The following is a 3,165-nucleotide window of genomic DNA, read 5'->3' as shown; positions in this document are numbered from 1 at the left end:
CGCGTCGCACCATCTGTTTTTCCAAGTCGGTTTTAATGCACGACACGGTGATTGGGTTGCTGATTAACCATCTCTTTTTCAAGCTTAATATCCACTTTTAAGGCACGACCCTTATTTTGGTCATTACCTGCATCATCTTCCCAACACAAAGACCGAAAAAGAAAGAATTAAAAAGCTTGTCGCTGAACAGCCCGAAAAAGCCAGGGAAGAGTATCTGGAAAGTCTCCGGATTACTATGGAGCATTGCTACGACGCTTTCGGGGAAGAAACGGTTACCAAATGGTTCCAGGATTATCCGGTCCGCTACAGCAAAGAAACCATAAAGCGGCTTAGAAAACACTAATACCCATCGCTATCGACATGATACTTAAGCTGCTTACCAATGAATACCGGCTGCTCACCCAGAACCGGGTATTAATGTGGCTGTCGTTAACTATCCTGATACTTTGGGGTATTGCGCTGGCCATCAGTCTGAACGAGTATCACCAGGAGAAACAGATTAGACAATTCTATAAAAGCCAGCAGCGGCAAATATGGGTGCAGCAAACGCCCAAAAATCCGCACATGGCCGCGCATTACGGCACGTTCGTGTTCAAACCGGCCAATCCGCTTAGCCTGTTTGACAAAGGGATCAGTACGTTTTCGGGAACATTCATCTATCTGGAAGCGCATCGTCAGAACGATTTTGTCGGCAGTCCAGCCCAGAACTCGTCCAGCTATATCCGCATGGGCGAATTTAACATCAGCTTTCTCCTCCAGTTCGCCATACCGCTGCTCATCGTTGCTGTAGCGGCCGGCCTGTTTAGCCGGGAAAAAGAAGACGGGCTTTACAGCTTTATGACGGCTAATTCGGTCAGCGGCTCAACGCTTTTCCGGGCCAAAGTGATCGCCCTGATGAGCGTAATCGTTGGCTTATGTCTATTGATTTTTGGGGGAACAGTGGCCGTGTCGGCGTTCAGCGGAATCGCGTGGACTATCCCTCAACTGACATCCGTGCTAGCCCTGTTTGTGGGGTATATGCTTTTTTACTGGTGTATCACGAGTCTTACGCTTCTGGTATCGCTGCGCTCGTCCGGTTTTAAAACGGCTTTCTTACTCAGTTGTTTTGCCTGGATTGCCCTGTTCTTTCTGCTGCCAAGACTGGTAGCCAATTTATCGGAGCGCCTGTATAAACTCCCTTCTACGGTTGATTTCCGGGATCAGGTACGCGCGCAAATCATCAACGGCATTGACGGGCACTCAATGGGCAAGCGCGAGGAAATGGTGATTGACTCACTGCTAAAAAAATACCACGTTGACTCAACCAGCCAGCTACCCGTTAATAGCGATGGCGTACTGCTGATGAAAAGCGAAGCCTACAGTTCGGCCGTGTATGATAAGGAGTTTGACGCGCTGAAGGCAACCATTAGCAAGCAGCAGAATCTGATCAGTGCGTTTGGGCTGATCAATCCCTTTATGTCCATACGAAACATCAGTTTTGCGGCCTGCGGCAACAGTCTGGCCGATGAATTTGATTTCAGGCAGAAGGCAGAAGTATACCGAAATTATTACGTACAGGAACTGAATGAAAACATGATTTTATATTCAAAAGAATCTGAATTTAAAACGTATAAAGTCGGTAGCGAAGTTTTTGGCAAAATCAACGACTTTGCCTATAAGCCACTCACAACGCTTGACGATTTGAAAAGCTGCTGGCCTGATCTGTTCGTATTGGTTGCTCTGATCGTTCTGATTCAGTTTTACATTATCAAAACCGTCCGATGAAGCACCTCTTCGAACACGAATTTTTGCTTTTGAAGCAAAGCAAAGTATTCCTTATTTTGATAGTCGGCCTTTTACTGGTAATGCTTTATAGTTTGACGAACGGGCGTAGTTACTACCAAAAACAGATTGACACCATTACCGAGCTTAAAAAGAAAGAAGCCGACACGTTTTCAACGCTCAAACAAGACTTTTCCGCCGACACTACGACCAAAGAAGGAAACAAGAAATTCTGGAAAACAGCCGAAGCCAGCCTGGCTATTTTCGACAAAAAAATTAATGTCTACTGGACGCCTTCACCACTGAGTGTGCTGAGCATCGGCAACCGTGACATTTTCCCTTATTACCAGGAAATTTTGCCGATCAGCTTATACATGCGGCTGTTCAAAAATGAAATTTCCAATCCGGTCCTTTTACTGTCGGGAAGTATTGACTTCTCATACGTAATCATTTTCCTGGTTCCGCTGCTGTTGATTGCGCTAACCTTTAACCTGGTTTCCTACGATCAGGAAAGTAGAATATCGGCCCTAATTGATCTGTTCGTTTCCAGCCGAATTACCCACTATGGGTTTCGCTTTCTTTTCTACCTGATTTTAACGGGTTCTCTCTTGGGGCTTATGTTCGGGATGGCGCTGCTTTTTTTGCCCCCGGGTTTTTCATTTCAGTCATGGGCAACGCTACTACTGGTCAGTTTTTTATACGGTGGATTCTGGCTTGGAATATCTTTTGTCATCAATATGGCCGGGAAATCGTCCATTGCCAATGTAAGTCTGCTGCTTTGTGGCTGGTTACTGTTCACAGTATTAATCCCGTCGGTAGCGAATCAGTATACGCTGTATACCTATCCGGTTCAGACCGAAAAATTTACCAGTACCATCCAGCGTGTACAACTTACCGGTGGCGAGTCGGAGATGAGAGAAGTTTTGTCTATTTTCTACAGAAAATACCCCCAGTATAAAGCCGAATCAGATCCGGAAGAGTTGCTTTTTAGCCGGGCTTACCTAGCCAAAGGGCAGTTGAACGACGAGCAGGGTGATCGTCTTTTCGCTTCATTATGCAAACGAATGGATCTGAAAAACAGGGTACTTAACGCCGTGGCTTTCATAGATCCAGCCATGTACCTACAGCACGTCTTTTGCCAGAAAGCCCAGACTGATCTCGCTGATTATTTGAGCTATGTGCGTTACGTGCAGCATTACAACAGTGCGGTTAAAGATTTTTATTTCAAGCGAATTTATTCGACCAATATCCTGACTATAAGTGATTACGAAAATTCATATCCCTGCTATAACTTCTAGTGCTCTTCCAAATTAATAGTTGAAGTAAAATAGAGTAGCTTTGTAGTATGGGCCAAATCGCTACTCCATTCGTCTTGTCAGAAGCCGATCAGACAACACTTGATCA

Annotated in this window: 2 protein-coding genes; both read left to right on the top strand. The window is 45.4% G+C overall.

Annotated features, from left to right (window positions below; all coding sequences use genetic code 11):
- Nucleotides 1–360: 360 nt before the first annotated feature.
- On the top strand, nucleotides 361–1,764 hold the full coding sequence (locus FH603_RS27795; RefSeq protein WP_186742572.1) for an ABC transporter permease: 1,404 nt from the start codon (nucleotides 361–363) through the stop codon (nucleotides 1,762–1,764).
- Nucleotides 1,761–3,059 carry a DUF3526 domain-containing protein gene (locus FH603_RS27790; RefSeq protein ID WP_186742570.1) on the top strand — a complete coding sequence of 433 codons (1,299 nt, stop codon included), beginning with the start codon at nucleotides 1,761–1,763 and terminating at the stop codon, nucleotides 3,057–3,059. Before FH603_RS27795 ends, FH603_RS27790 begins: the two co-directional genes overlap by 4 nt.
- Nucleotides 3,060–3,165: the final 106 nt, after the last annotated feature.

The sequence above is a fragment of the Spirosoma utsteinense genome, from assembly GCF_014282275.1.
Classification (GTDB): Bacteria; Bacteroidota; Bacteroidia; order Cytophagales; family Spirosomataceae; genus Spirosoma; species Spirosoma utsteinense.
Note: the sequence above shows the minus strand (reverse complement) of the source record. Positions and strands in the feature narration are given on the sequence as shown.